23 protein-coding genes are annotated in these 25,863 nt (G+C 71.8%); 9 read left to right on the plus strand and 14 right to left on the minus strand.

What is annotated here, in order from left to right:
• Nucleotides 1-206 precede the first annotated feature (206 nt).
• Together GT030_RS22130 and idi are read left to right on the plus strand one after the other, a co-directional pair.
• Nucleotides 207-1,148, plus strand: a complete 942-nt coding sequence (locus GT030_RS22130) for a cation diffusion facilitator family transporter (RefSeq protein WP_161202583.1) — start codon at nucleotides 207-209, stop codon at nucleotides 1,146-1,148.
• A gap of 104 nt (nucleotides 1,149-1,252) precedes the next feature.
• Nucleotides 1,253-1,846 carry an isopentenyl-diphosphate Delta-isomerase gene (gene idi, locus GT030_RS22135; RefSeq protein WP_161202584.1) on the plus strand — a complete coding sequence of 198 codons (594 nt, stop codon included), beginning with the start codon at nucleotides 1,253-1,255 and terminating at the stop codon, nucleotides 1,844-1,846.
• Between the two features lie 13 nt (nucleotides 1,847-1,859).
• On the opposite strand, the gene GT030_RS22140 is transcribed toward idi, so the two are convergent.
• A complete protein-coding gene (locus GT030_RS22140) occupies nucleotides 1,860-2,354 on the minus strand; it encodes an ATP-binding protein (protein WP_202460419.1) in 495 nt (164 codons plus the stop codon).
• A gap of 354 nt (nucleotides 2,355-2,708) precedes the next feature.
• Between GT030_RS22140 and GT030_RS22145 the strand changes: the two genes are divergently transcribed.
• The 3 genes from GT030_RS22145 (at nucleotide 2,709) to GT030_RS22150 (ending at nucleotide 6,172) form a co-directional block, all read left to right on the plus strand.
• On the plus strand, nucleotides 2,709-3,464 hold the full coding sequence (locus GT030_RS22145; protein ID WP_161202586.1) for an enoyl-CoA hydratase/isomerase family protein: 756 nt from the start codon (nucleotides 2,709-2,711) through the stop codon (nucleotides 3,462-3,464).
• An 80-nt stretch (nucleotides 3,465-3,544) separates the two neighbouring features.
• Nucleotides 3,545-3,664: an LPFR motif small protein gene (locus tag GT030_RS37180; protein WP_268255644.1), complete on the plus strand. Its 120-nt coding sequence runs from the start codon at nucleotides 3,545-3,547 to the stop codon at nucleotides 3,662-3,664.
• A gap of 93 nt (nucleotides 3,665-3,757) precedes the next feature.
• Nucleotides 3,758-6,172, plus strand: a complete 2,415-nt coding sequence (locus GT030_RS22150) for a Tex family protein (protein WP_161202587.1) — start codon at nucleotides 3,758-3,760, stop codon at nucleotides 6,170-6,172.
• Between the two features lie 49 nt (nucleotides 6,173-6,221).
• Here GT030_RS22150 and GT030_RS22155 read toward each other — a convergent pair whose 3' ends face one another.
• The 4 genes from GT030_RS22155 to GT030_RS22170 form a co-directional block, all read right to left on the minus strand.
• On the minus strand, nucleotides 6,222-7,862 hold the full coding sequence (locus GT030_RS22155; RefSeq protein ID WP_161202588.1) for an ABC-F family ATP-binding cassette domain-containing protein: 1,641 nt from the start codon (nucleotides 7,860-7,862) through the stop codon (nucleotides 6,222-6,224).
• Nucleotides 7,863-7,875: 13 nt separating this feature from the next.
• Nucleotides 7,876-8,898 carry an oxidoreductase gene (locus tag GT030_RS22160; RefSeq protein ID WP_161202589.1) on the minus strand — a complete coding sequence of 341 codons (1,023 nt, stop codon included), beginning with the start codon at nucleotides 8,896-8,898 and terminating at the stop codon, nucleotides 7,876-7,878.
• Nucleotides 8,899-9,030: 132 nt separating this feature from the next.
• Entirely contained in the window at nucleotides 9,031-9,858 is an 828-nt protein-coding gene (locus GT030_RS22165; RefSeq protein ID WP_161202590.1) for an MOSC N-terminal beta barrel domain-containing protein, read from the minus strand.
• A 66-nt stretch (nucleotides 9,859-9,924) separates the two neighbouring features.
• Nucleotides 9,925-11,868 (minus strand): Xaa-Pro dipeptidyl-peptidase, encoded by a 1,944-nt coding sequence (locus GT030_RS22170; protein WP_161202591.1) that lies wholly within the window; start codon nucleotides 11,866-11,868, stop codon nucleotides 9,925-9,927.
• A 173-nt stretch (nucleotides 11,869-12,041) separates the two neighbouring features.
• Here GT030_RS22170 and GT030_RS22175 point away from each other — a divergent pair, with 173 nt between their 5' ends.
• The gene (locus GT030_RS22175; protein ID WP_161202592.1) at nucleotides 12,042-13,532 is read left to right on the plus strand and encodes a M1 family metallopeptidase; all 1,491 of its coding nucleotides are present in this window, start codon (nucleotides 12,042-12,044) and stop codon (nucleotides 13,530-13,532) included.
• 12 nt (nucleotides 13,533-13,544) lie between these two features.
• On the opposite strand, the gene GT030_RS22180 is transcribed toward GT030_RS22175, so the two are convergent.
• From GT030_RS22180 to GT030_RS22190, 3 genes are read right to left on the minus strand one after another with little or no spacing between them, the layout of a single operon-like run.
• The gene (locus tag GT030_RS22180; RefSeq protein ID WP_161202593.1) at nucleotides 13,545-14,441 is read right to left on the minus strand and encodes a PfkB family carbohydrate kinase; all 897 of its coding nucleotides are present in this window, start codon (nucleotides 14,439-14,441) and stop codon (nucleotides 13,545-13,547) included.
• Nucleotides 14,438-14,923, minus strand: coding sequence for a macro domain-containing protein (locus GT030_RS22185; protein ID WP_161202594.1), 486 nt, complete (start codon nucleotides 14,921-14,923; stop codon nucleotides 14,438-14,440). Before GT030_RS22185 ends, GT030_RS22180 begins: the two co-directional genes overlap by 4 nt.
• A gap of 42 nt (nucleotides 14,924-14,965) precedes the next feature.
• The gene (locus GT030_RS22190; RefSeq protein ID WP_161202595.1) at nucleotides 14,966-16,432 is read right to left on the minus strand and encodes an amino acid permease; all 1,467 of its coding nucleotides are present in this window, start codon (nucleotides 16,430-16,432) and stop codon (nucleotides 14,966-14,968) included.
• Nucleotides 16,433-16,639: 207 nt separating this feature from the next.
• Between GT030_RS22190 and GT030_RS22195 the strand changes: the two genes are divergently transcribed.
• On the plus strand, nucleotides 16,640-17,362 hold the full coding sequence (locus tag GT030_RS22195; RefSeq protein WP_202460418.1) for a MerR family transcriptional regulator: 723 nt from the start codon (nucleotides 16,640-16,642) through the stop codon (nucleotides 17,360-17,362).
• A gap of 54 nt (nucleotides 17,363-17,416) precedes the next feature.
• Here GT030_RS22195 and GT030_RS22200 read toward each other — a convergent pair whose 3' ends face one another.
• The 3 genes from GT030_RS22200 to GT030_RS22210 are packed head-to-tail and all read right to left on the minus strand — an operon-like array spanning nucleotide 17,417 to nucleotide 18,936.
• Complete coding sequence (locus GT030_RS22200; RefSeq protein WP_161202596.1) at nucleotides 17,417-17,887, minus strand: DUF2269 family protein; 471 nt, start codon at nucleotides 17,885-17,887, stop codon at nucleotides 17,417-17,419.
• A complete protein-coding gene (locus GT030_RS22205) occupies nucleotides 17,884-18,201 on the minus strand; it encodes a hypothetical protein (RefSeq protein ID WP_161202597.1) in 318 nt (105 codons plus the stop codon). Before GT030_RS22205 ends, GT030_RS22200 begins: the two co-directional genes overlap by 4 nt.
• Nucleotides 18,202-18,246: 45 nt before the next feature.
• Entirely contained in the window at nucleotides 18,247-18,936 is a 690-nt protein-coding gene (locus GT030_RS22210) for a DJ-1/PfpI family protein (RefSeq protein WP_161202598.1), read from the minus strand.
• 193 nt (nucleotides 18,937-19,129) lie between these two features.
• Between GT030_RS22210 and GT030_RS22215 the strand changes: the two genes are divergently transcribed.
• A complete protein-coding gene (locus GT030_RS22215; RefSeq protein WP_161202599.1) occupies nucleotides 19,130-20,068 on the plus strand; it encodes a helix-turn-helix domain-containing protein in 939 nt (312 codons plus the stop codon).
• Nucleotides 20,069-20,121: 53 nt separating this feature from the next.
• Here the strand turns inward: GT030_RS22215 and GT030_RS22220 are convergent, their stop codons facing one another.
• Nucleotides 20,122-21,036 carry a LysR family transcriptional regulator gene (locus GT030_RS22220; protein WP_161202600.1) on the minus strand — a complete coding sequence of 305 codons (915 nt, stop codon included), beginning with the start codon at nucleotides 21,034-21,036 and terminating at the stop codon, nucleotides 20,122-20,124.
• A gap of 154 nt (nucleotides 21,037-21,190) precedes the next feature.
• Here GT030_RS22220 and GT030_RS22225 point away from each other — a divergent pair, with 154 nt between their 5' ends.
• A complete protein-coding gene (locus GT030_RS22225; RefSeq protein ID WP_161202601.1) occupies nucleotides 21,191-22,279 on the plus strand; it encodes an FAD-dependent monooxygenase in 1,089 nt (362 codons plus the stop codon).
• A gap of 54 nt (nucleotides 22,280-22,333) precedes the next feature.
• On the opposite strand, the gene GT030_RS22230 is transcribed toward GT030_RS22225, so the two are convergent.
• Both GT030_RS22230 and GT030_RS22235 read right to left on the minus strand, forming a co-directional pair.
• The gene (locus tag GT030_RS22230; protein ID WP_161202602.1) at nucleotides 22,334-24,508 is read right to left on the minus strand and encodes a 3-hydroxyacyl-CoA dehydrogenase NAD-binding domain-containing protein; all 2,175 of its coding nucleotides are present in this window, start codon (nucleotides 24,506-24,508) and stop codon (nucleotides 22,334-22,336) included.
• Nucleotides 24,509-24,549: 41 nt separating this feature from the next.
• The gene (locus tag GT030_RS22235) at nucleotides 24,550-25,764 is read right to left on the minus strand and encodes an acetyl-CoA C-acetyltransferase (RefSeq protein WP_161202603.1); all 1,215 of its coding nucleotides are present in this window, start codon (nucleotides 25,762-25,764) and stop codon (nucleotides 24,550-24,552) included.
• Between the last annotated feature and the right edge of the window lie 99 nt (nucleotides 25,765-25,863).

Consider the following 25,863-nt stretch of genomic DNA (forward strand, 5'->3'; position numbering starts at 1 on the left):
GGTCGCCTCGGCCTGGGCGGGCTGGCAGCACCACCGCGGCCGCTGAGGACTGCCGTACGGCTCTGACCTGCGGATCGTTTCCGCAGGTCAGAGCATATGACAACGGTGTTCAGTGCCGCGTTGCCCAGGGACCGCCGACCGTAGTTCACTGTGAGCCGGTGCGTTCGTTTGCGAGCCGGCGCGCGGCGCTGAAGGGCGGTTCTCTCATGGGGGCAGGGCACGACCACGGGCATGCGCACAGCCATGTGCCGTCCACCGGTACGGCCGCGGCCGCGTACCGGGGCAGGCTGCGCGCGGCGCTGGGCATCACGCTCGCCATCATGGTGGTCGAGATCGTCGGCGGTCTGGTCGCGGACTCCCTGGCGCTGATCGCGGACGCCGCCCACATGGCGACCGACGCGGTGGGCCTGGTCATGGCGCTGCTGGCGATCCACTTCGCGGCCCGGCCGCCGAGCACCCACCGCACCTTCGGCTTCGCCCGCGCCGAGATCCTGGCCGCGCTCGCCAACTGTGTGCTGCTGCTCGGGGTGGGCGGCTATGTGCTGGTCGAGGCGGTGCAGCGGTTCCTGCGGCCGGCCGAGACGCACGGCGGGCTGATGGTGGTGTTCGGCGCGATCGGCCTGGTGGCGAACTCCGTCTCGCTCCTGCTGCTGATGCGCGGGCAGAAGGAGAGCCTCAATGTGCGCGGTGCCTTCCTGGAGGTCGCCGCGGACGCGCTGGGCTCGGTGGCGGTGATCGTCTCGGCCGCCGTGATCCTGGCCACCGGCTGGCAGGCCGCCGACCCGATCGCCTCGCTGCTCATCGGGCTGATGATCGTGCCGAGGACGCTGCGGCTGCTGCGCGAGACGCTGGACGTGCTGCTGGAGGCGGCGCCCAAGGACGTCGACATGACCGAGGTACGGGCACACATCCTGGCGCTGGACGGTGTGGAGGACGTACATGACCTGCACGCCTGGACGATCACCTCGGGCATGCCTGTGCTCTCCGCACATGTGGTGGTGAGCACGGATGTGCTGAACGCCGTCGGCCACGAGAAGATACTGCACGAGCTGCAGGGCTGTCTGGGCGACCACTTCGACGTGGAGCACTGCACCTTCCAGCTGGAGCCGGGCGGGCACGCGGAGCACGAGGCGCACCTCTGTCACTGAGGTACTCGTACGGGTTCGGGACATGCGGACGTGCCGGGAAGTGCCGGGAGTGCCGGTTTCGTACGGCAGACTTGGGGGTGCGAAGACCGACGCGAAGGATGGGTATGCCGATCACACCAGCCACCGAGACGCACAGCTCGTCGAACGGCACCGCGGAGCCGATCTTGCTGGAACTCGTGGACGAGAACGGCGTGACGACCGGCACCGCGGAGAAGCTGACCGCCCACCAGCCGCCGGGGCAGCTCCACCGGGCGTTCTCGGTGTTCCTCTTCGACGAGCGGGGCCGGCTGCTGCTCCAGCAGCGGGCGCTCGGCAAGTACCACTCCCCCGGTGTCTGGTCCAACACCTGCTGCGGCCACCCCTACCCCGGTGAGGCACCGTTCGCGGCGGCGGCCCGGCGTACCCACGAGGAGCTGGGGGTCTCGCCCTCGCTGCTGGCCCAGGCGGGCACCGTGCGCTACAACCACCCCGACCCGGCGTCGGGCCTGGTGGAGCAGGAGTACAACCACCTCTTCGTCGGGCTGGTGCAGCAGGCGCCGGCGCCGGACCCGGAGGAGGTGGGCGGGATCGCCTTCGTGACGGCGGCCGAGCTGGCGGAGCGGCACGCGCGGGAGCCGTTCTCCGCGTGGTTCATGACGGTGCTGGACGCGGCGCGTCCGGCGATCAAGGAGCTGACGGGGTCGGCCGCGGGCTGGTAGCCCCGCGGGACCCTCATCCGGACAGCGCGGGTTTGAGCGGCAGGGCGGCCCAGATCACCTTGCCGCCGCTCGCCGTGTGCTCCACGTCGACCGCGCCGCCCGCCTCGCGCGCCACCTCTCGCACCAGCAGCAGCCCCCGGCCACCGGTCTGGCCGTGGTCGGCCTCCAGCGCGGTCGGACGGTAGGGGTGGTTGTCCTCCACCGAGACCCGGACCCACTCGGCGCCGACGGCCACCTCCACCCCGAGCATCGGGGAGAGCAGCGCGGCATGCTTGACCGCGTTCGTGACCAGCTCGGAGACGATCAGCAGCAGCCCGTCCACCACTTCGTCCGCGACCGGTACGCCCTGGCGCACCAGCAGATCCCGTACCGCGTGCCGCGCCTGCGGGACCGAGGCGTCCACGGCGGGGGCGGTGAACCGCCACACTCCTTCGTACGGCAGGGGTTCGGGCGGGCGCTCGGCGCCCTCCGCGGGGCGCGGCACACCCCCGCGCCCGTGGTTGTCCATCGTCCAGTCGCCACCCTCGCGCTCGATTGTCACCACACGTCGAGTGTTGGTAACACCGGGGTGCGCTCCGGAGGACTGAACACAAGTCAGCTGGTATCGAACGGTTCCGACCGCATCCGTACGGTGCGGTCGGGCGGATGACCGTATCTGTCACTCCCCCGTCCGGTTCGAGAACTATTCAGGTTGTACGGGTTGGTCAGATCTGTACGGGGGCGCGGGGCGGCGGGGTCTGCTCGATGGCCCCTGTTCGCTGTTCTTCTCTCCTTCTGCCCCTCGGCTGGTGCGAGTTGCCCCTCGGGTGGTGCGAGCTAACTCACCCGGCCACGACCGGTGCCCGCGGATAGCATCCGGCGCATGGAGCCCGAGCTGTCGCACGCCGTCGCCGACCGCGTCGCCACCGTCGTCATCCGCCACCCCGCCAAGCGCAACGCCATGACGGCCGCGATGTGGCGGGCGCTGCCCCCGCTGCTGGCGGAACTGGCCGCCGATCCCGAGGTGCGCGCGCTGGTGCTCACCGGGGAGGGCGGGACCTTCTGCGCGGGCGCGGACATCTCCACGCTGCGGGGTTCGCCCGTCGAGGCGCAGGGCCTCGCGGTGGCCGCCGAGGAGGCGCTGGCGGCGTTCCCCAAGCCGACGCTCGCCGCGGTCAAGGGCCACTGCGTGGGCGGCGGAGCCCAGCTGGCGGCAGCCTGCGACCTCCGGCTGGCGGAGGAGGGCGCGCTGTTCGGCGTGACCCCGGCGCGGCTCGGCATCGTCTACCCCGCCTCCTCCACCCGCCGCCTGGTCTCCCTGGTCGGCCCGGCCACCGCCAAGCACCTCCTCTTCTCGGCCGAACTGATCGGCACCGACCGCGCGCTGCGCACCGGCCTGGTGGACGAGGTGCTCGCAGAGGGGGAGCTGGACAAGCGCGTCGCCGCCCTCACCGCCACCCTGGCCACCCGCTCCCTTCTCACCCAGGCCGCCGCCAAGGAGTACGCCGACGGCCGCACCGACCGCGACCCCCACTGGACCGCCCAGTCCCGCGCCTCCACCGACACCGAGGAGGGCGTGACCGCCTTCCTGGAACGCCGCGAACCCCGCTTCACCTGGAGCGTGCCCACGACCGGGTGATCCGGCGGGGGCGTGCCGAGCCGCTCGTGGGGTACCCGGTGCGCACCGGGCAACCCGCCGGGTGGATTGGAGTTTCTCTCATGTTCCGTGCCATCGCCGATGTGCTGCGCCAGATAGGCGGGGCCATCGCCACTGTCGTCACCCTGCCCTTCCGGGCGGTCGCCCGGCTGTTCGGCGGGGCCTCCAGCGGCCGGGCCTGACGCGGGGCGCCCGGTGCGCCCTGTCGTCCGCATCCCCGTGCCACCTGCCACAATTGCCGCGCAACGTTCAGCGTCAGAAGGCGGTACGGGATCGTGACGACACCCCTCACAGGGTCCATCGAAAGCAGGATCGCCGGGGAACTCGGCGTACGGGAGCGGCAGGTGAAGGCCGCGGTGGAGCTGCTGGACGGCGGCTCGACCGTGCCCTTCATCGCCCGCTACCGCAAGGAGGCGACCGAACTCCTGGACGACGCGCAGCTTCGCGCCATCGAGGAGCGGCTGCGCTATCTGCGTGAGCTGGAGGAGCGCCGGAGCGCGATCCTGGAGTCGGTGCGCGAGCAGGGCAAGCTCACCGACGATCTGGAGGAGCGCATCCGGGGCGCCGAGACCAAGGCGCGCCTGGAGGACATCTACCTCCCGTACAAGCCGAAGCGGCGCACCAAGGCGCAGATCGCGCGGGAGGCCGGTCTCGAGCCGCTGGCCGAGGGGCTGTTGAGCGACCCGTCGGTGGAACCGGCGGCCGCCGCGGCCGCGTTCGTGGACGCGGACAAGGGTGTCGCGGACGCGCAGGCCGCGCTGGAGGGCGCGCGGGCGATCCTGACGGAGCGGTTCTCCGAGGACGCCGACCTGATCGGTGAGCTGCGCGAGCGGATGTGGACGCGCGGCCGGCTGGCCGCCAAGGTGCGGGACGGCAAGGAGGAGGCGGGCGCCAAGTTCGCCGACTACTTCGACTTCACCGAGCCGTTCACCGCGCTCCCCTCGCACCGGATTCTGGCGATGCTGCGCGGCGAGAAGGAGGAGGTCCTCGACCTCGTCCTGGAGCCGGAGGAGCCGACGGAGGGCCGGTCTTCGTACGAGGGCATCATCGCCAGCCGGTTCGGCATCGCGGACCGGGGCCGTCCCGGTGACAAGTGGCTTGCCGACACCGTCCGCTGGGCCTGGCGTACCCGTGTGCTGGTGCACCTCGGCATCGACCTCAGGCTGCGGCTGCGTACCGCCGCCGAGGACGAGGCGGTCGACGTGTTCGCCGCCAACCTGCGCGACCTGCTGCTGGCCGCCCCGGCCGGCACCCGTGCCACGCTGGGCCTGGACCCCGGTTTCCGTACCGGGGTCAAGGTGGCCGTGGTCGACGCGACCGGCAAGGCCGTCGCCACCGATGTGATCTACCCGCACGTGCCCGCCAACAAGTGGGACGAGGCGATCGCCAAGCTGGCCCGGCTGGCCAAGGAGCACACGGTCGACCTGGTCGCCATCGGCAACGGCACCGCCTCCCGCGAGACGGACAAGCTGGCGACCGAACTCATCGCCAAGCACCCGGAGCTGAACCTCACCAAGGTGATGGTCTCCGAGGCGGGCGCCTCGGTGTACTCGGCGTCGGAGTACGCCTCCCGTGAACTGCCCGGCATGGACGTGTCGTTGCGCGGCGCGGTCTCCATCGCCCGGCGTCTGCAGGACCCGCTGGCCGAGCTGGTGAAGATCGACCCGAAGTCGATCGGCGTCGGCCAGTACCAGCACGACCTCTCCGAGGTGAAGCTGTCCCGTTCGCTGGACGCGGTGGTCGAGGACTGTGTGAACGGCGTCGGTGTGGACGTCAACACCGCGTCCGTACCGCTGCTTTCGCGGGTGTCCGGCATCTCCGCCACGCTGGCCGAGAACATCGTGACGCACCGCGACGAGAACGGCCCGTTCACCTCGCGCGCGGAGCTGAGGAAGGTGTCCCGGCTGGGTCCGAAGGCGTACGAGCAGTGCGCGGGCTTCCTGCGCATCCGGGGCGGCAGCGACCCGCTGGACTCCTCCAGCGTGCACCCGGAGGCGTACCCGGTGGTGCGGCGGATGGTGAAGACCACCGGGCAGGACGTGGCCTCGCTGGTCGGCAACACCGGGGTGCTGCGCTCGCTGCGGGCCGCCGACTTCGTGGACGACACCTTCGGCCTGCCGACCGTGTCCGACATCCTGAAGGAGCTGGAGAAGCCGGGGCGCGACCCGCGTCCGGCGTTCCGGACGGCCACCTTCAAGGAGGGCGTGGAGAAGATCTCCGACCTGTCCGCCGGGATGGTGCTGGAGGGCGTGGTGACGAACGTGGCCGCCTTCGGCGCGTTCGTGGACATCGGCGTCCACCAGGACGGCCTGGTGCACGTGTCCGCGATGTCCAAGACGTTCGTCAAGGACCCGCGCGACGTCGCCAAGCCGGGTGACATCGTCAAGGTGAAGGTCCTGGACGTGGACATCCCGCGCAAGCGGATCGCGCTGACGCTGCGGCTGGACGACGAGGCGGCCCCCCAGGAGCGAGGTCCCCGCCAGCAGCGGGGCGGCGGCGCTCGCCCGCCCCAGCAGCGACAGGGCCAGGACGGTCAGGGCCGGCGTCAGGGTGGCCAGGGCGGTCAGGGCCGTGGGAACGGTGGCGGCAAGGACCGGGGCGGCCGTCCCGCCCCCGCGCCGGCCAACAGTGCCATGGCGGACGCCCTGCGCCGCGCCGGTCTGGTCGACCCCAAGAAGGGCCGCCGCTGACCCCAGCCCCGCCCCCGGCCCGGCCTCGACGCCGGGCCGGGGGCGGGGTTCAGCGTTCGGTCACCTTGCCGTCCGCGACCTCCAGGCGGCGGGTCACCTTGATCGCGTCCAGCATGCGCCGGTCGTGGGTGACCAGCAGGAGCGTGCCCTCGTAGGCGTCGAGTGCCGACTCCAGCTGCTCGATGGCGGGCAGGTCGAGGTGGTTGGTCGGTTCGTCCAGCACCAGCAGGTTGACGCCCCGGCCCTGGAGCAGCGCGAGGGCGGCGCGGGTGCGCTCGCCGGGCGAGAGGGACGCGGCCGGACGCAGTACGTGGTCGGACTTCAGGCCGAACTTGGCGAACAGGGTGCGTACTTCGGCCGGCTCGGTGTCCGGGACGGCCGCCTGGAAGGCGTCGAGCAGCGACTCGGAGCCATGGAACAGCCGGCGGGCCTGGTCGACCTCGCCGACCAGCACCCCGGAACCCAGCGTGGCGTCGCCGGAGTCCAGCGGGACCCGGCCGAGCAGCGCGCCGAGCAGGGTGGACTTGCCCGCGCCGTTGGCTCCGGTGACCGCGATCCGGTCGGCCCAGTCGATCTGGAGCGAGACCGGGCCGAAGGTGAAGTCACCGCGCCGGACCTCGGCGTCCCGCAACGTCGCCACCACGGCGCCGGAGCGTGGGGCGGCGGCGATCTCCATGCGCAGCTCCCACTCCTTGCGCGGTTCCTCCACCACGTCCAGGCGCTCGATCATCCGCTGGGTCTGCCGGGCCTTTGCGGCCTGCTTCTCGCTGGCCTCGCTGCGGAACTTGCGGCCGATCTTGTCGTTGTCGCTGCCCGCCTTGCGCCGGGCGTTCTTCACGCCCTTGTCCATCCAGGAGCGCTGCGTCTGCGCCCGGTCCTGGAGGGCGGCGCGTTTGTCCGCGTACTCCTCGTAGCCCTCGCGGGCGTGCCTGCGGGCCACGTCCCGCTCCTCCAGATAGGCCGCGTAGCCGCCGCCGTAGAGGTTGATCCGCCCCTGGGCCAGGTCGAGTTCGAGAACCTTGGTGACGGTGCGGGTGAGGAACTCGCGGTCGTGGCTGACGACGACGGTGCCCGCGCGCAGGCCGGTGACGAAGCGTTCCAGCCGCTCCAGGCCGTCGAGGTCGAGGTCGTTGGTGGGCTCGTCCAGCAGGAAGACGTCGTAGCGGGACAGCAGCAGGGACGCGAGTCCGGCGCGGGCCGCCTGGCCGCCGGACAGCGAGGTCATGGGCCGGTCGAGGCCGACGGCGAGGCCGAGGGTGCCGGTCACGTCCTCGGCGCGTTCGTCCAGGTCGGCGCCGCCGAGGCCCAGCCAGCGGTCCAGCGCGGTGGCGTACGCGTCGTCGGCGCCGGGCGCGCCGTCGACCAGGGCCTGGGTGGCCTCGTCCATGGTGCGCTGGGCCTCGGCGACGCCGGTGCGGCGGGCCAGGAACTCGCCCACCGTCTCGCCCGGCCTGCGCTCCGGCTCCTGCGGGAGGTGGCCGACGGTCGCGGTCGGCGGGGAGAGCCGCAGCTCGCCCTCCTCGGGCGCGGTGAGCCCGGCGAGGATCTTGAGCAGCGTGGACTTGCCCGCGCCGTTGGCGCCGACCAGCCCGATCACGTCTCCGGGCGCGACGACGAGGTCGAGCCCGGTGAAGAGGGAGCGGTCGCCGTGGCCGGCGGCGAGATTCTTGGCGACGAGGGTGGCAGTCATCAGGACGCCGATTTTAGTCGCGGGCCGACGCCCCCCGGACCGCTGCCACCAGCACCCCGCCGGAGGTGCGGGCCACCAGGTACGCCTCGCCCCTGACCGTCCTCGGGTCGAGCGGCAGCCGGTGGTGACCGGGGCCGAGCACGGCGTCCAGCACGGTCCGGACATGGGTGCGGCGGAGCCGGTCGACGCGGTACGCGGTGAGCTGGACGCGGCCCGGCGCGGTCACGTCGATCTCGGCGGCGTACGGGGTCGCGGTCAGCGCGGTGAGGCGGCGGCGGTCGTCCGGGGCGCGGTCGAGGGCCTGCTGGAGCTGGGCGACGAGGACCGGGACGACCGGGGCGGGCGCGTCGACGAGGGCGGTGCCGGTGCGGGCGAACCTCTCGCGCAGGGCGACCCGTTGGGTCGCTGAGACGGTCAACGCTGCTCCGTACTGGCTGAGTTCCCTGGCGGGGACGTCGGTGGCGTCCGGGGTGATGTCGGCGCCGATGCCGATGCCGCGCAGGGCGGCCGCGAGTTTGGCGAGCAGACCGACGCGGGGGCCGATGAGCAGCACCCGGCGCGACGGGGCAGCAGTGGTGCCGTCCAGCAGGGCGGTGAGGGCGGCCCGGTAGGCGGGGCCGTGGAAGTGGAAGGGACCGGTGCCGTGGTAGCCGTCGCGGTCGAGGTCGACGTGTTCGCCGGTCTGCCAGGCGAAGTCCCGCCAGCGGTAGTCGTCACCGTCCCGCTCGATGACGACGGTGACGGCGCCGCAGCCCAGGTCGGCGCACTCCGGGCAGCCGTAGAGCACGAACCGGCCGCCGGGCAGCGGGGGTTCGTCCTCCAGCAGCAGGGCGCGCACCTGGGCGTCGAGGACGGCGGGCGGGAGGTCGGAGGCGAGCGGCGACACGGCGTCGAGGTCGGCGAGCCGGAAGAGCAGCGGGCTGCCGTCGACGACGAAGTCCACGAAGTCGCGGTGGACCTGGTAGCCGCCGTCGGTGAGCACGGCACCGACACGGGTCGCCGGTTCCAGTCCGAAGGTGGCGTAGACGGGTGACATGAGATGAGTATTCCCACGTCCGGCGCATACAGCGGTCCGCACAGGCGCTCGCTTCCCGGCCCCGGCCTGCCCACCGGCCCTGTCCAGCGGCGGGCGTACGCGTGGTCGAGGGCGTACGAGCCGTACGGCGGCTTACCTCTCCGACTCCCCCCACTCCCCGACGACCACCTCGTCCCCCACGGACACCTTGCCGGGGCGCAGCACCGCGTACTTGGCCCCGAAGACGACCCCGCCCCGGGCCGCGCGGCGGTAGGCCGCGAGGGTGCGCAGCGGCTCGGGGCCCGAGCGGGCGGCGGTCTCCTGGTCGACCATGGTGACGGCGCAGCGGACGGCGAGCTTGGTGTAGGCGAGTTCGGCCGCGCCGAGGGTGAGGTGGTGGGCGCGGTCCTCGGTGTGCGGCTCGGCCCAGCCGTCGACGACGATGTTGGGGCGGAAGCGGTTCATCGGCAGCGGGCCGGCGCCGCGTTCCCCGAGCTTCTCGTTCAGCAGGTCGAGCGTGGCGCGGGAGAGGAGGTGCACGGCGGAGCTGTCGGCGTACCCGGAGGTGCCCGGTGTCCTGCCGTCGGTGACCCGGTCGTGGTCGGGCGGTACGCGGACCAGCCGGCTGGGCGCGCCGAGCACCGAGGACAGCCAGTCCGCCACGGTGTCGCCCTGGTCGATCCCCCGGTGGGCGACGCCGAACAGCTCGACGGGCCGGGCGGGACCGGACGCGTCGACGGTGATGACCAGCGGCTCGAAGCCGTCCGACCGGAGGGTGAGCCGAGTCCCGTCGAGCGTGACGCCCGGCCGGATCAGGGTCAGCCGGGGGTCGCTCCGCTGGGTACGGAACACGCCCTCCTCGCTGACGACCATGAAGCTGCGGTCGTGCGCGAGCCCGGCGGGCGTCAGCCGCGCCTGGTCGACGGGGACGCCGGCGCAGCCCTTGACGGGGTAGTACGTCAGCGCGGTGACGACAGGCATGAGCACTCCGACCGACCGATGATCTGGGCGAGGGTGCAATCGTCGCACCCTCGCCCGGTTCGGTGTCTACCTGTCCGCGTCCGCGGTGCAGCCGTCGCCGTGGCCCGTCAGGCAGCGCGGGGTGCCGACGACGGTGAGGGTGCGCCCGGCGGGCGGTGCGGTGGTCGCGCGGTCCAGGGCGGCCGGGCCGCCGCTCAGCGGGATGCGGGCGGTGGTGCGGGCGAGGTCGACGGTGAGGGTGGGGCGGGTGGCGGGCGGTTCGATGAGGTCCTTGTCGGTGCCCGCGACGACCAGGGCCAGCCGGTGTCCCCTCGGCACGACGTGGTCGGTGGCGGCGAGGTCGAGGGTCATCGTGTAGGCGCGGCCGGGGACGAGCGGGGTGCCCTTGGCGAGCGAGGCGTGGTGGCCGAGGTCGGCCCAGCCCCGGCTGACGACGGTGGCGCCCACGTCGGCCGTCCTGGCCGCGGTGGCCTTGAAGCAGGCGCTGTCCCCGGCCGTGCTCGCGCCGAAGCAGGTGCGCTCGGTGAGGGTGGTGATGCCCTCGCCGCCGTCGGCGTAGTCGCGGATGGTGTCCGGGCCGAGGTCGACCAGGACGGCGGACAGGTGGGCGGAGGCGGTGCTCGGGGTGGCCGTGACGGTCACCCGTGAGGAGCCGGAGATCCGCAGCGGGGCGGTGAGGGCCGGGGTGATGAAGGCGGCCTTGTCGGGCGTCGGCCTGGTGAGGTCGGCCGCCCAGTCGGTCTCGCTCCGGCTCGGGTCGTCGGTGAACGTCTCGGTGCCGGTGGCCCGGTGCGGGCCCAGGGTGCCGACGCCGGGAGTGGTGCCACGGGCCGGGTGGAGGGTGGTGGTCCGGGTGTCGCGCGGGGGCCAGACGGCGGAGGTGGTCCACTGGTCGGGGTGGCGCTCGATGTCGGCCATGGGCTCGCGGTCGATGCCGTTGTCGTAGCCGAGGAGTTCGTGGTCGAACCAGCGGTGCAGGGTGTCGACCCAGGCGCCGCGCCGGTAGTCGAAGGGGTCGACGTGGCCGGTCTGGGACAGCCAGATCTTGCGCTCGACGCCGTGCCTGGCCAGCGCGTCCCACCACTGGCCGACGTGCTTGGTACGGACGTTGAGGTCCTGCATGCCGTGCACCAGGAACACTCTGGCGCGGACCTTCCCCGCGTCCTTCACGTAGTCCCGCTCCGTCCACAGCCGGGTCCAGTCGCCCGAGTCGGGGCTGCCGTCGGCGAGTTTCCTCCGTACGGCGGCGCAGTGGGCCTGTTCGCTCTCCACGTACCCCGCGAGTTCGTCGGGGCCGCCGTCGTAGAGCTGGGCGCCCTGGGCGAAGTAGTAGTCGTACCAGGAGGAGATGCCGCTGATCGGCACGATGGTCTTGAGGTTCTTCACGCCGGTGGCGGCGACGCCGTTGGCGATGGTGGCGTCCCAGCTCTTGCCGATCATGCCGGTGGCGCCGTTGGTCCAGCTCGCCTTGACCGGCGTGCCGCCGGTGCGGCTGGTGTAGGCGCGGGCCCGGCCGCCGAGCCAGTCCACGACGGCCTTGGCGGAGCCGATGTCGGAGCGTCCGCCGACGTCCACGCAGCCGTCGCTGCGGTTGGTTCCGGCCAGGTCGACGCCGACGAACGCGTAGCCGCGCGGCACGAAGTAGTTGTCGTAGAAGAGCGGCATCTGCACGACGTGGCCCTGAGCGTCGTACGTCTTGAGCTGGCTCTCGTTGCCGCGGCCGCAGCAGGAGTAATAGGGGCTGGCGTCCATGATGACGGGCACCTTGCGGCCCTGCCGGGCGGGTTCTGCGGGGCGGACGATGTCGGCGGCGACGCGGTCGGTGCGGCCGTCGCCGTCCTCGTCCAGGCCGGTGTCCACCCAGACGGACTCGCGGACGGCGTCGGCGTACGAGTAGACGGGCCTGCTCTCGCGCGGTGCCGCCTGGGCGGCGGCCGGGGCGAGGAGGACGGCCGTCAGCGCACCGACGGCCAGGACCGCGAGGGTTCTACAGAGCGAGCGAATCGGCATGGGCGGACGCTACCTCCGTCAACACCCGTACAGAAGAGGGCCTTTCGGCGGTCACCGGGACGCGTGACGGCTGAATGGCGATCGTGTGACAGCAGGGGTCGTGGACACGCCAGAAGGGGCCGGGACTGAATAGGCTCCGAACAGACTTCCTGTCCAGAAGACTTGGAGCTGACGTGCACCGCAGAATCCTCGCGCCGAGCGCACTGGCGGCGGCCTCCCTCCTGCTGGCGATCCCGGCATCGGCCGCGTCGTCCGCCCCCGGCGCGCCGGGCATCGGCGACCCCTACTACCCGAAGTACGGCAATGGCGGCTATGACGTCTCGCACTACGACCTGAGGCTCCAGTACCAGCCGAAGACGGACGAGTTGCAGGGCACCGCCACCATCCTGGCCAGGACCACGCAGGACCTGTCCAGCTTCGACCTGGACTTCCTGCTGGACGTCAGCGAGGTGCGGGTCAACGGCATCAAGGCCGCGTTCACCACGTCCGGCGAGCACGAGCTGGTGGTCACGCCGAAGACCCCGCTGGCCAAGGGCACGCAGGTCACCGTGGTCGTCCGGTACAGCGGGGTGCCCTCCACGAAGAGCGCGTACGGCTTCAACACCTGGCACCGCACCCCGGACGGCGCCGTCGCGGCGGACGAGCCCGAGGCGGCCTGGTGGTGGTTCCCGAGCAACGACCACCCCAGCGACAAGGCCACCTACGACGTGTCGGTGGCGGTGCCGGACGGCACCCAGGCGATCTCCAACGGCACGCTGGCGTCGACCAGTTCGAAGCTGGGCTGGACCCGCTACAACTGGCGCCAGGACAAGCCGCAGGCGACCTATCTGGCCACTCTCGCACTCGGCCGCTTCGACATCACCACTTCCAGCTCCGAAGGCGGGGTGCCGGTGGTCAACGCGTACAGCAAGGACCTCGGCGCGAACGACGGGGCGGCGCGCGCGAGCGTGGAGCGCACCGGTGAGCTGGTGGACTGGCTGAGCGGCTACTTCGGGCCGTATCCGTTCTCCTCGGCGGGCGGCTACGTCCCCAACACCACCACCGGCTACGCGCTGGAGACGCAGACCCGCGTCTACTACAGCCCCAAGCAGTTCGCGGCCGGCTCCAACACCTCGGTGGTCGTGCACGAGCTGGCCCACCAGTGGTACGGCGACGACGTGTCGCTCAAGGGCTGGAAGGACATCTGGATCAACGAGGGCTTCGCCCGGTACGCGCAGTGGCTCTGGTCCGAGCACGAGGGCGAGGGCACCACGCGCGAGCTGGCGGACTACGTGTACGCCTCGCACCCGGCCGACGACCCGTTCTGGACCGTCAAGCCCGGTGATCCCGGCCCGGACGCGCAGTTCGACCTCGCGGTCTACGACCGGGGCGCGCTGGCGGTGCAGGCGCTGCGCGAGGAGATCGGGGACGACGCCTTCTTCGCCGTGCTGAAGGGCTGGCCGAAGGAGCACGCCTACGGCAACGCCTCGGTGGCCGACTTCCAGAAGTACGCCGAGCAGGTGTCCGGCAAGCCGCTGGCCGCGCTCTTCGACACCTGGCTGTTCCAGCCGTCGAAGCCGGACGCGCGGGGCTCGGACGCGTCGGCGCGGTCACTGGCGGCGAAGGTCGCGGAGCCGAAGTCGTGGAAGAAGATCGAGGCCACGAACGACGTGCACGCGCACTGAGCCTGCTTTGCCCTAGGCCGTGACGGCTCCCTCCCCGAGGAGGCCGTCACGGCCTATCGCGTCGGTGCGGGTGGCCGGGACGGTGCAGGCGTACGCGCCCGCTGTCGCGCCGAAGCGGGCGCAGCGCCGGGGGTCCGCTCCGGCGAGGCGGCCGTAGAGGAAGGCGGCGGCGAAGGCGTCGCCCGCGCCGTTGGAGTCGACCACCGGGGCGGGCGGGGTCACGGGCGGGACATGGGTCAGCTCGCCGTCGGCCAGCAGGTGGGCGCCCTCGGCACCCGCCGTGGCGACGACCACTTGGGCGCGGCCCCGCTCGGATATCCGGCGCATGGTGCGCTCGGGGTCGGTGAGGGCGGCGGCCGACAGGAAGACCACGTCGGCGGCGAGGGCGTACGGCTCGTGGTACGGGTTCTCGCCGTCCCAGTCGTGCAGGTCGGTGGAGAGCGGCACGCCCGTCTCCCGGAGCAGCGGCAGGGCCTCGGCGCAGGGCTGGGTGATGGTCACGTGGACGTGCCGGGCGGCCGCCGCGAGGGGGCGCAGCACGTCGTCGGGGAAGCGGTCGCCGGGGCGGGCACGGCTGGTGTCGTACAGGGAGAGGCGGCGGCCGTCGGGGCCGACCAGGTTGACGGCGCGCTTGGTGCCGGCGGGCTGGGGCAGCGCGGTCAGGGGGATGCCGTGGTCCCGGTGCAGTGCCCGGACGAGGTCGCCCTCGGGGTCGTCGCCGATCAGGTCGAGGTGGTGGACGTCGAGGCCCAGCGCGGCAAGTCCCAGCGCGACGAAGTCGCCGGTCTGCCCGGCGCGCGTGTGCACCCCGGTGTCGACGGGATAGCTGTCGGCGAAGGGCAGCGGCAGCTCGGGGACGCGGACGATGGTGTCCACTCCGGCACCGCCCAGCACCAGCACGTCCGTCATGCGCCCTCCCCGTGGTCGTACACGGTGACGGGGATGCCCCGCCCCGCCAGCCGCCCTCTGACGAGCGGCTCCACGAGCGGCCACTCGCCACCCGCCAGCCCGCAGCCTATGCGGGGCATGTGCACCGAGGCACCGAGTTCGGTCACTTGGCCGGCGAGCCTGCCGAGCGCGGTGTCGATCGCCTCGTACCGCACCGGCACGCCCTTGCCGCGCCCCTTGATGCCGTGCTGGCCGATCATGTTGGCCACCCACAGGAGCGGGCCGACCTCGACGAGCTGGACGGCGCCCAGGCCGAAGTCGTTCGCCGCCCGTCCGCGGTACCAGGCGCGGTAGGCCGCCTCCGGTTCCGGCCAGCGCCCGGACAGCGCGGAGACGAAGCCCCTCACCCAGCCGCCGATGTCGTTGCAGACATGGGCGATCACGCGGGCGCCCTGCCCACATGGCGCGGTGGCGTCACCCCGGACATAGTTGATCTCCGACATGACGCCACCGTAAGGGCTGCCACTGACAGTGGCCGTGACCTGCTACTTCGTGAGGTCGGTCAGCTCCCGCTCGGCGTTCGCGGTGACGCGGCGGCGGACGCCGAACCAGCCTGCGACCAGCAGGACCGCGATCAGCGGGATCACGTACAGGGTGCGGCGGCCCACCTCGGGGTCGTTCCACATCATGCCGAGACAGGCCAGCAGGAAGGCGATGGTGACGATCTCGGTGACCGGGCTGAACTTGAGCTGGAAGCGCGGCCGGGTGACCAGGCCCGCGCGGGCACGGCGGACGAAGATCATGTGGCAGAGCATGATGATCACCCAGGTGCTGATGATGCCGAGGGAGGCCACGTTCAGCACGATCTCGAACGCCTGGCTGGGCACGAGGTAGTTCAGACCGACGCCGAGCACGCAGACCGCGCAGGTCAGCAGGATGCCGCCGTAGGGGACCTGGCTGCGGTTCATCCGGGCGGTGAACTTCGGCGCGGAGCCGGCCGTGGCCATGGAGCGCAGGATGCGGCCGGTGGAGTACAGGCCGGAGTTCAGCGAGGACATGGCGGCGGTGAGCACCACCAGGTTCATCACGTCGCCGGCCGCCGGGATGCCGACCTTGGACAGGACGGTCACGAACGGACTCTGGTCGGCGGAGTACACCGAGCCGGGCAGCAGCAGGGCGAGCAGCACCACGGAGCCGACGTAGAACACGCCGACGCGCCACATGATCGAGTTCACCGCGCGGGGGACGACCTTCTCGGGCTCGGCGGTCTCACCGGCGGCGACGCCGACCAGCTCGAGCGCGGCGTACGCGAAGATCACGCCCTGCATCACGAGGACGACGGGCATCATGCCGTGCGGGAAGATCCCGCCGTGGTCGGTGATGAGGCTGACGCCGGGCTGGTGGCCGCCCACGTCGTGCTGGGTGGCCAGCAGGAAGATGCCGATGAGCATGAAGCCCACCAGGGTGGCGACCTTGATGATCGCGAACCAGAACTCCATCTCGCCGAAGATCTTCACCGAGATCAGGTTCACGGCGAGCACCACGGCCAGCGCGACGAGGGCCAGCACCCACTGCGGTATGGACGTGAACATGCTCCAGTAGTGCGTGTAGAGCGCGATCGCGGTGATGTCGGCGATACCGGTGGTCGACCAGTTCAGGAAGTACATCCAGCCGGCGACATAGGCGCCCTTCTCGCCGAGGAACTCGCGCGCGTACGACACGAAGGACCCGGAGGAGGGGCGGTACAGGACGAGCTCGCCCAGCGCCCGGACCACGAAGAAGGCGAAGACTCCGCAGACCAGGTAGGCCAGGGCGAGCGCGGGGCCCGCGTTGTGCAGGCGGCCGCCCGCTCCGAGGAACAGGCCGGTGCCGATGGCGCCGCCGATGGCGATCATGTTGACGTGGCGGGCCTTGAGGTCCTTGCTGTAACCGGCGTCGCCCGCGTCCGCGGGCGTGTGGGCCGCTTGCCTGGTGGCAGCGGCCGGGGCCGAGTCGACGGCGTCCTTGCTCACGGGTCGTTCCACTCTCTGGTACTCCCGGACCACGAGGGGCCGGTTCCTTACAGGGCGGCCCGCCCGCACGATCGTGTCGCGGTACAGACCAAGGCAGCAGCTTCCCAGAGAGATCGCCCGATATGCGGTGGTCCACGTCACAGAGCGGCACTTCTCACATGACCTTCGCGGGTTTCACACTCCTGCTGCGACAGCGATACTGCTGCGATGACGACCGAGGCCGAGGACCCCACCCTCACCATCGACGAGCTGGCCGCGCGGTCCGGCGTCACCGTGCGCACGGTGCGCTTCTACGGCACGCGCGGGCTGCTCCCGCCGCCCGAGATAGGCCCCCGCCGGGTCGGCCGGTACGGCCGTGAGCATCTGGCCCGGCTCGCGCTGATCGAGGAGCTGCGGCTGCAGGGGATGACGCTGGCGGCGATCGAGCGGTACATCAGCCGGCTCCCGGCCGACCTCACCGCCCAGGACCTCGCGGTGCACCGGGCGGTCGTCTCCTCCTGGGCCCCGGAGGCGGTGGAGACGGTCGGCCGCGCCGAACTGGACCGCCGCGCGGGGCGCAGGCTGACGGAGGAGGACGTACGGCGCCTGACGGCGATGGACGTCCTCGCCCCCGCCGAGCCGGACGGCACCTACCGCGTCGACTCCGGTCTGCTGCGCCTCGCCGTGCAGCTCCTCGACCTCCCCTTCTCCCAGGAGGTCATCCTCGCCGCCCGCACCACCCTCCTCGACCACTCCCGCGCCGCCGCCCGCGAACTCTCGTCCCTCCTGCGCGACGCGGTGCCCGAACACACCCCGAGGGACGTCCGCACCCTCTCCGCCCACATGCAGCCCCTGGTCGTCCAGGCCCTCCTGACCACGTTCCAGCGGTCACTGCGACAGGAGGTCAGGGAGTGGCTGGGGGACGACGAGGAGGGCGGCCCCGAGGCCTAGGGTCCTCCCCCCCGATCCTCGAGGCGGCGCGGTCGCGGACCGGTCGTGCGCGGGTCACGCCCCCGTGGTGGAGCCGGGGCGGATGATCATCAGGACGGTGACCGTGGCCCACAGCAGGTTGAAGACGCCGGTGAGCATGGCCAGCCGCTCCGGTGTCGAGGGAGTTGACGTCGGCGGGGCGGAACCGGCCGTCCCGGCCAGCGCGAGCTCCTGGGCGGGCAGGATCAGTACGGCGAGGACGGCGACGGCCGCCGTGGTCAGCACGATCGAGGCGATCAGCCAGCCATCATCCATGACGCCGAGACTGCCGGCCGTGGCGAGGCCGGACAGGGGTACGGCGATGCCGATGGCCGCGTAGACGCGGCAGATGCGGTGCAGGGTGCGCAGGGTCGTCCGGGCGTCGCCGTCGGAGGGATCGCCGAGGGCGCGCCGCAGTCTCGCGGGAAACATGCTCGCGGCGACGGTGACCGGGCCGACGGCGACGAGGGCGGCCAGTACGTGCAGGGACAGGAGGAGTTTGGTCATGCCTGGTACTCCCGTTCCGGCCGACGCTCGCCGGTGACCTTGGAGGAGGGGAGGCGGCCGGCCCTGGAGACGCCCCGGAGGGTGTCGCCGTCCACCGTGACGTCGAACGCCAGGTTCAGCCGCAGGGGCTCGGTGACGGCCTGCTTCCAGGTGAGCCGGTCGCCGTTGAGGGTGATGCCGCTGAGCGGTACTTCCTCGCCGGCTCCACGGGCGACGCCGGTCAGGACGCCGTCCCGCTCCCGGAGTTCCACCACGGCCTTGATCTTGCCGACGGGGGTGGAGACGGACAGATGCCAGGTGCCTTCGACGGACATGCCGATGTTCTTTCTGACGATGCGAGGGGGGAAGCAGCCGGGTACTCAGAGGGCGGCGGGCGTCCGGCCCCGGGGCCGCCAGACAGTGCCGCGCCGCTCGTGGGAGAACAGCTCTTCGACTGCGTGCGCGATCCGGGGGCCCACCTCGCGCTCCAGCAGGTACAGGCCCAGGTCGAGCCCGGAGGTGACGCCGGCCCCGGTGACCAGGTCCCCGTCGTCCACGACGCGGGCGCGGACCGCGCGGGCGCCGGTGGCGTCGAGCAGGTCGAGGCCCAGGTGGTGGGTGGTCGCGTGACGCCCCTCCAGCAGACCGGCCATGGCCAGGACGAGCGAGCCGCCGCAGACGGCGGCGACCGTGATGCGCGGATCGGCCATGGCCCGCTTCAGGAGCGCGGGGAGCCCGGTGGTCAGCGTGCGGCCCAGCAGCACCGGGATGAACTCGTCCTGCTTCCGCTCACCGGCGCCCGCCTCTTCCGCCGGAACCTCGCCGGGTTCGCCCACCCGGCCGGAGGCACCGGGCACCACGAGCAGGTCCGCGCGCTCCAGGTCGACGGCGCCCGTGGCGCGCAGCGCCAGCCCTCCGGTGCCGCTGATCACCTCACGAGAGCCCTCCGCGGAGACCAGCTCGACGGTCACCGCGCCGTCCGACGCCGAGCCACCGGCGTACAGCACCTCGTAGGGAGCGATCACATCGAGTGGGTCGAAGCCGTCGAACAGGATGATCTGGACGTGCATGAAGGTTCCCTCGGGTCGTTTTCCTTCGGACACCCGAAGTCAACCGGTTGCCGTCACGCTCGCCCAGTGGCACTTGTGACAGGCTTCGCCGGGAAAATGCCAAAGGCTTCCGGAGGGCTCTCAACGTCGCTGACGGTGGCCTTCCTGGAGAGACAGCGGCGCCGTCCAGGCGGCGGAGAGGTACGTTCTTGCCATGCACACCGTCGCCGTCCTCGCGCTGGAACAAGTGATCCCGTTCGACCTGTCGACCCCCATCGAAGTGTTCTCCCGGACCCGCCTGCCGGACGGGCGGCCCGGCTACCAGGTCCGGGTGTGCGCCGAGCGCGACGAGATCGATGCCGGAGCCTTCGCCGTACGCGCCCCCTGGGGGCTGGAGGGTCTCGCCGGGGCGGACACGGTCATCGTGCCGGGTGTCGCGGAACCCACCGCCCCGCTCTCGCCCGCCGTGCGGGACGCACTGCGGGCGGCCGCGGCCGCGGGGACGCGGATCGCCTCCATCTGCGTGGGCACCTTCCCCCTGGCCGCCACCGGGCTCCTCGACGGCCTGCGCGTCACGACCCACTGGGGTGCGGCCGGCCTCCTGGCCGCTACCCACCCGGCCCTGGACGTCGACCCGGACGTCCTCTACGTCGACAACGGCCAGTTCCTCACCTCGGCCGGCGCGGCCGCCGGCCTGGACCTGTGCCTGCACATGATCCGCCGAGACTACGGCTCGGCCGTCGCCGCCGACGCGGCCCGCCTGTCGGTGATGCCTCTCGAACGGGAGGGCGGTCAGGCTCAGTTCATCGTCCACGACCACACGCCGACACCGCACGGCTCCGAGCTGGAGGCGCTGCTCACCTGGCTGCGGGAGAACCTGGCCCGCGACCTCACCCTCACCGACATCGCCGAGCGCGCCGGAACCAGCACCCGCACCCTGATCCGCCGCTTCCGTGACCAGACCGGCACCACCCCGCTGCAATGGCTGCACCGCGCCCGCATCCGCCAGGCGCAGCACCTGCTGGAAACCACGGCCCACTCCGTCGAACGCATCGGCCATCAGGTCGGCTTCGCCTCCCCCACCACCTTCCGAGACCGTTTCAAGCGCACCACCGGCGTCAGCCCCCAGACCTACCGGCGCACGTTCGCCTGAACCAGCGGCTCGGCTCCGCCTTGCACTGCGGGCCGGTGAGGAGCCGCCGGCCCTCAGTTCTCCGACGCCAACTCGCGCGCCATCACGGCGTGTACGCGTGTGCGCAGCCAGCGGTGCAGCCGGTCGTGCGCGTTGCGCGGATGCCAGGCCATACCGATGTCGGCGGCGGGGAGGGTGAGCGGGATCGGGAAAGTGGTCAGCTCCAGCGCTTCGGCGGCCCGGCGGCCGAGCACGGCCGGGCACATGCACACCAGTCCCGCTCTCTGCGCGAGATGGAGCGACTCGGCGAAGGTGGGCACGACCGCCACCACCCGCCTGCGGAGACCGAGTTCGGCGAGGTGTGCGTCGATCGGGCCGTACGCCCGGCCGCTTCGGGAGATCGCGACGTGGTCGGCTGCCGCGAACTGCTCCGGCGTCACCTGCCGTGACGTGCTCAGCGGATGGCTGCGGTGCACCGCGGCGACGAAGACGTCCGCCGCCAGTGCCTCGACCTCGATCTCGCGCTCGTGCCGGCTGACGTCGCCGATCTCCAGGTCGATCAGCCCCTCCCGGAGGGCGGGCACCGCCTCCATGCTCTCCGGGTGCAGCCGGACGGTGAGGCCCGGCGCCGAGTTCCGCAGGTCCTGGAGCAGCGCGGGCGTGAAGGTCATGGACAGCGCGTCACTGATCTGGAGGTCGAAGGCCCGGACCGCGGTTGCGGGATCGGCGTGCTGCGGAGGCTCGAAGAGGGCCCTGGCGCGTGCGGCGATCGTCCGGACCTCGCTGCTCAGTTCCAGCGCCCGCGCGGTGGGAACGAGGTGCCGTCCGGCGCGGACGAAGAGCGGGTCGCCGAAGACCCGTCGCAGCCGTCCGAGCGTCCTGCTCATCGCCGGCGCGGAGGTGTGCAGCCGTTCGGCCGCGCCGGTGACACTGCCCTCGGTGAGCAGGGCGTCGAAGCCCCGGATCAGGTTCAGATCGACGTTGTCCATCTCCCGATTATCATCCTCGATAACGATCGCCTACCAAGCATGCACTTGTCGTTATCAATGGGGCGCCCTAGCGTCGCTTTCGAGCACTCGCCGGCCATCCCGCGCCGGCCGGAGAAGGTGCGCGAAATACGACGTCACATCAGGAGGACCACCCATGCGCGTGATAGTGGCTGGAGGCGGAATCGTCGGACTCACCACCGCGATCGCCCTGCACAAGGCGGGCATCGACGCGGTGGTGTGCGAGCAGGCTCCCGAGATCCGCGCGGCGGGTGCGGGGCTCGGGATCTGGGCCAACGCCATGGCCGTCTTCGATGAGCTGGGCCTCGGTGACCGGATCAGGGGCATCGCCAGGCCGACCGAGATGTACTTCCGTGATCCGGCCGGGAAGTTGATCGACCCGCCCGGCTTCTCGAAGGACGATCACCGTTACCTGCTGGCCCGGCGCCCCGAACTGAACGCGCTGCTTGCGCGGACCGTGGGCAGGGACAGCATCCGGCTGGAATCCCGCGTCGTCGGCTATCTCGAGAACGACGCGGGAGTAGCAGTCCGTTTCGAGGACGGAAGCACAGCCGACGCGGACCTCCTGGTGGGTGCCGACGGCGCCTACTCGGTCGTGCGGTCGCAACTGGTGCCGGGCAGCGACGCGATCCCCCACGTGGGCCACCACGCCTGGCGCTCGGTCGTCACGCCGCCGGAAGGCGTCACTGTCGACCAGAGCGTGCTCGTGCTGGGCGAGCAGCGCACCCGCGGCGGGTACGTACCCACCGTCGACGGCTCGGTGTACTGGCTGATCAGTCAGTTCGGTTCGCCGGCGCTCGACGGCACGCCCAAGGAGCAGGCGCGCGAGCGAGCCGGGTTCCTCGACACGACGGGCTGGAACCCGGTACTGCCCGCGCTTGTCGAGTCGACCCCCGACGACAAGATCTTGTACAACCAGATCATGCTCGTCCCCTCGCTGTCGCGCTGGGTGTCGAACCGCGTGGCCCTGGTCGGTGACGCCGCGCACGCGCTCTCTCCGCACATCACCGCCGGCGCGTCCCTGGGAGTCGAGGACGCGCTGCTGCTCGCCCGGCTGCTCGTCCCGGCCAAGGACGTGCCCTCCGCGCTCGCCGCCTACGAGCGGGACCGGCTGCCGCACTACGCCGAGGTCAACGAGTTGTCCAAGCGGGTGGAGGAATCCAGGACCCCGGAGGAGTTCGCCACGAACTACGTGGCCTTCAGCCACTGGATGCTCACCCGATGAGTCCGGGGTGCGTCCCGGAGGAGAACCCCCGAAGCGCACCCCGCGTACGACTCCTCAGCGCGCGTCCGTGAAGGTCTCCCCCCGCTCCGCCTTCTCCACCAGCAGCGCCGGAGGCGTGAAGCGGGCGCCGTAACGCTCGGTCAGTTCACGCGAGCGGGCCACGAAGCCGGGCAGGCCGCCCTCGTAGCCGTTGATGTACTGGAGGACGCCGCCGGTCCAGCCGGGGAAGCCGATGCCGAGGATGGAGCCGATGTTGGCGTCGGCGACCGAGGTGAGGACGCCCTCTTCGAGAAGGCGGACGGTGTCGAGGGCCTCGGCGAAGAGCATGCGTTCCTGCATGTCCTCGAAGGGGATCTCGTGCCCCGGCCTGGTGAAGTGCTCGCGCAGGCCCGGCCAGAGGCCCGCGCGCTTGCCGTCCTCGTAGTCGTAGAAGCCGGCACCGCCGCTGCGGCCGGGGCGGTCGAACTCGTCGACCAGGCGGTCCACGACCTCGTCGGCGGGGTGCGGTGTCCAGGTGCCGCCCGCCTCCTCCACGGCACGGCGGGTCTCCGCGCGGATCTTGCGCGGGAGGGTGAGGGTCAGCTCGTCCATCAGCGACAGCACCTTCGCCGGGTAGCCGGCCTGGGCCGCCGCCTGCTCCACCGACGCCGGCTCGATGCCCTCACCGACCATCGCGACGCCCTCGTTGATGAAGTGGCCGATCACCCGCGAGGTGAAGAAGCCGCGCGAGTCGTTGACCACGATCGGCGTCTTGTTGATCTGCCGGACCAGGTCGAAGGCGCGGGCCAGCGCCTCGTCCCCGGTGCGCTCGCCCTTGATGATCTCCACCAGCGGCATCTTGTCGACCGGCGAGAAGAAGTGCAGCCCGATGAAGTCGCCCTGCCGCTCGACGCCCTCGGCCAGCGCGGTGATGGGCAGCGTGGAGGTGTTGGAGCAGAGCAGCGCGTCGGGCTCGACGACGGACTGGATCTCCTGGAACACCTTGTGCTTGAGCGCGGTGTCCTCGAAGACCGCCTCGATCACCGCGTCGCAGCCCGCGAGGTCGGCCGCGTCGGCGGCCGGGGTGATCCGGGCCAGCAGGGCGTCGGCCTTCTCCTGGCTGGTGCGGCCCTTGGCGACGGCCTTGGCGCACAGCTTCTCGGAGTAGCTCTTGCCCTTGGCGGCCGCCTCCAGCGAGACGTCCTTGAGGACGACCTCCAGCCCCGCGCGGGCGCAGGAGTAGGCGATGCCGGCGCCCATCATGCCCGCGCCGAGCACGGCCACCTTGCGGACCTTGCGCGGTTCGATCCCCTGAGGCCGGTTGGCACCGGAGTTGACGGCCTGGAGGTCGAAGAAGAACGCCTGGATCATGTTCTTCGCGGTCTGCCCGGCGGCCAGCTCCACAAAGTACCGCGCCTCGATGACCTGCGCGGTCTCGAAGTCGACCTGGGCGCCCTCGACCGCGGCGGCGAGGATGTTGCGCGGCGCCGGGTAGGGCGCGCCGCCTGTCTGCTTGCGCAGCGAGGCCGGGAAGGCGGGCAGGTTGGCGGCGAACTTCGGGTTGGCCGGGGTGCCGCCGGGAATCTTGTAGCCGGGCTTGTCCCAGGGCTGCTGTGACTCGGGATGGGCGTCGATGAAGGCGCGGGCCCGTGCGGTCAGCTCCTCCGGCGTCTGGACCACCTCGTGCACGAGCCCGTTGTCCAGCGCGCGGCGCGGGTTGTACTGGGTGCCCTGGAGCAGCACCTTCAGCAGCGCGTCGGTGATGCCGAGCAGCCGCACGGTACGGACGACACCGCCACCGCCGGGGAGCAGGCCGAGGGTGACCTCGGGGCAGCCGATGCGGGAGCCGGGGGCGTCGAGGGCGATCCGGTGGTGGCAGGCGAGGGCGATCTCGAAGCCGCCGCCGAGGGCCGCGCCGTTGATCGCGGCGACCACGGGCACACCGAGAGTCTCGATGCGGCGCAGGTTCCGCTTGATGGCGAGGCCGCCGTCGAAGAGGTCCTGGGCCGTGTCAGGGGTGACCCGGATCAGGTCGCGCAGGTCGCCGCCCGCGAAGAAGGTCTTCTTCGCCGAGGTGAGGATGATGCCCCGGATCGAGTCCTTCTCGGCCTCCAGCCGGTCGGTGATCACGGCGAGGGACTCGCGGAACGCCTGGTTCATGGTGTTCGCGGACTGGCCGGGGTCGTCGAGGACGAGGGTGACGACACCGGTGTCGTCCTGCTCCCAGCGGATGGTGGTGCTCTCGGTCATGACAGTCGTCTCCGTAGAAGTCGCTTGGTTCCGCTGGGAGTTCAGACGCGCTCGATGATCGTGGCGATGCCCATGCCGCCACCGACGCACAGGGTGGCCAGGCCGTACCGCTTGTCCTGGCGCTCCAGTTCGTCCACGAGGGTGCCGAGGATCATCGCGCCGGTGGCGCCGAGGGGGTGGCCGAGCGCGATGGCGCCGCCGTTGACGTTGACCTTGTCCAGGGACAGGCCCATGTCCTTGACGAAGCGCAGGACGACGGCGGCGAACGCCTCGTTGATCTCGACCAGGTCGATGTCGTCGATGGTCAGCCCGGCCTTGGCGAGCGCCTTGCGGGTGGCGGGAGCGGGGCCGGTGAGCATGATGGTGGGCTCGGAGCCGGAGACGGCGGCGGAGACGATCCGGGCGCGCGGGGTGAGCCCGTACCGCTCCCCCACCTCGCGGGAGCCGATGGCGACCAGGGAGGCGCCGTCCACGATGCCGGAGGAGTTGCCCGCGTGGTGGACGTGGTCGATCTTCTCCACCCAGTGGTACTTCTGCAGCGCGACCGCGTCGAACCCGCCCAGCTCGCCGATGTCGGCGAAGGACGGCTTGAGACCGGCCAGGGAGTCGGCGGTGGTGCCGGGGCGGGGGTGCTCGTCGTGGTCGAGGACGGTCAGGCCCGCACGGTCCTTGACCGGGACCACCGAGCGCTCGAAGCGGCCCTCCTTCCAGGCGTGGGCGGCACGCTCCTGGGACAGGGCCGCGTACTCGTCGACGTCACGGCGGCTGAAGCCCTCGATGGTGGCGATGAGGTCGGCGCCGATGCCCTGCGGGACGAAGTTGGTGGCGAGGTTGGTCATCGGGTCGTTGAACCAGGCGCCGCCGTCCGAGGCCATCGGCACCCGGGACATCGACTCGACACCGCCCGCCAGCACCAGGTCCTCCCAGCCGGAGCGGACCTTGGCGGCGGCCGTGTTGACGGCCTCTAGACCCGAGGCGCAGAAGCGGTTCTCCTGTACGCCCGCCACGGTGTCCGGCAGTCCCGCGGCGACGGCGGCGATCCGGGCGATGTCGGAGCCCTGGTCGCCGACGGGGCCGACGACGCCGAGCACGATGTCGTCGATGGCCGCCGGGTCCAGACCGGGGAAGCGGGCGCGGATCTCGTGGATCAGGCCGACGACCAGGTCGATCGGCTTGGTGCCGTGCAGCGCGCCGTTGGCCTTGCCTCGGCCGCGCGGGGTGCGGATCGCGTCGTACACAAACGCTTCGGTGGTCACTGGTGTGCCTTTCGGGAGGGTGTCAGGCGGTGGCTTGCGGAAGGTCCCAGTCGCGGGCCACGTCCTCGGCGCCGGTGCCGGGCAGGGCGGGGCCGGTGC

It is taken from the genome of Streptomyces sp. SID1328 (assembly GCF_009865595.1).
In the GTDB taxonomy this organism is placed as follows: Bacteria; Actinomycetota; Actinomycetes; order Streptomycetales; family Streptomycetaceae; genus Streptomyces; species Streptomyces griseoluteus.